This is a genomic window from Psychromonas sp. MB-3u-54, assembly GCF_002836415.1.
In the GTDB taxonomy this organism is placed as follows: domain Bacteria; phylum Pseudomonadota; class Gammaproteobacteria; order Enterobacterales; family Psychromonadaceae; genus Psychromonas.
Genome location: NZ_PJBP01000020.1, coordinates 1 through 1,699 on the forward strand (window position 1 = coordinate 1; position 1,699 = coordinate 1,699).

2 protein-coding genes are annotated in these 1,699 nt (G+C 43.3%); both read right to left on the minus strand.

Features of this window, described 5'->3' with window-relative positions:
* Nucleotides 1-1,112 (minus strand): IS66 family transposase (gene tnpC, locus CXF72_RS00355; RefSeq protein ID WP_101036059.1); only part of this gene is annotated, 1,112 nt, incomplete at its 3' end.
* An 86-nt stretch (nucleotides 1,113-1,198) separates the two neighbouring features.
* Nucleotides 1,199-1,549: an IS66 family insertion sequence element accessory protein TnpB gene (gene tnpB, locus CXF72_RS00360; RefSeq protein WP_101036060.1), complete on the minus strand. Its 351-nt coding sequence runs from the start codon at nucleotides 1,547-1,549 to the stop codon at nucleotides 1,199-1,201.
* Between the last annotated feature and the right edge of the window lie 150 nt (nucleotides 1,550-1,699).

Sequence of the window (1,699 nt, forward strand, 5' to 3'; positions counted from 1 at the left end):
ACGTTGGCTTTACCCGTTTTTTTAGGTTGAGCAATCAGTGCTTCGTTAAATTTACGGCGCGCATGTGCCCAGCATCCTGAGAGAGTGATATTTTCAAGGCAGCCATAAGCACGGTAACCGTCGCACTGTAAATACCCGGTATAACCCGCTAAAAAAGCTTTGGGATATTCATGCCCACGGCCCGGTTGGTAGTCATAAATGACCACAGGATGTTGTGCAAATTGACCACTGCGATAAACCCACATATAGGATTTTTGCTGCGCTTTTCTATCGGGCTCATCCAATACTTGCACAGTTGTTTCATCGGCACAGGCAACATTGCCGCGTAATAGGTGTTGCTGGTATAAATCAATAATGGGCTCAACTAATGCTGATGCTTTAATACACCAATTCGCTAAAGTGCTGCGTGATATGTCGAAGCCTACTCTTTTTAGGATATCGGTCTGACGATTAAGCGGCAGTGCATCACAGTATTTAGAGGTGACAACCGCTGCCAATGCCTCGGGACTCGCAATGCTGCCAGGGATAGGTTGTTTGGGTTTCGATGCGCTAATGATTTTGCTGCTTGTCGTTGTATTTTCACAATGCCGACAAGCATATTTTGTGCAACGGTGTTTGATAACACTGATGCGTGCAGGCACTATCTTAACTTGCTCACTATCTTCAAACCCGCAGGTATGCAGTTCATGCCCACAATCATTACAAATAGGCTCATCCATCACGTAAGTAGTGACTTCTCTTGTTAATTCTTCGGGCAGTGCTTGACGGCCTTTTTTATGATGGGCCGGTGAAGCGCTGGCATGCTGCTCTGCTTCATTAAAGGTGCCTTTAGCCGCTTTTTCAGTTTGTACGCCAAAGCGTTTAGCACGATTTAAGTTGAGCTGAGCAAGTGCCAGTTCAAGTTTATCTTTGAGCGTTATATTTTCGGCACAGATAATCTTCAACTCGGATTCAAGTGTCAGATTATCTGCGGTTAATGATTTTTTATCTGATGTTAACGATTTTTTGTCTGCGGCTAACAACGCTTTGTCTGCTGCTAGCGCCTGATTTTCTTGTTGCAATCTCGTCAGCATAGCTTGAAGTTGAGCGAGTTCATCAGAAGATTGAGGCATAATTGTTAACCGTTATGATGGAAGAATAAGTCCCTATCATGACAGGAAAAAAGGATCGTTCAAGTGCTAAAAAAGATCAGTTAAGATCATCTATTTACCTTGTCAAATAAGGGTTTATGGGCATTTTCCACGGTTAATGACAACCCCGAAAGCAGCCAGTTCAACTGATGTTGCGTGATCGTAATGGCTTCCAACTCATCAGTAATAACAGGCCACTTAAAGCGGCCTTTTTCCAGGCGGCGGTAATACAGCCAAAACCCATTGGTATCCCAGAAAAGGATTTTTAATTTATCTCGGGGACGATTACAAAAAACAAACCAAGCACGGCTGAGCGGATCCATTTCTAACACATCACTGACAATCAGCGACAAACCATTAATTGATTTTCTCATGTCTGTGTTGCCGGTCACTAGATAAATATCTCCCTTTGGATTCATGAAATTAACACCAATAGTATTTGTTTAAGGTTGGCGGGTTCAATGGCATCCTCAAAGGATAATTGGTACCCATTTGGCAACAGTAGTTCAACAGTTTGGTGGGATGGGATATGTGGTGTGATAGTGATCGGCAGTATTTTTTGGCTACTC

Bases quoted from the DNA above. Each gene is read 5' to 3' on its own strand.
- tnpB (WP_101036060.1), bottom strand. From the start codon at position 1,549: ATGAATCCAAAGGGAGATATTTATCTAGTGACCGGCAACACAGACATG.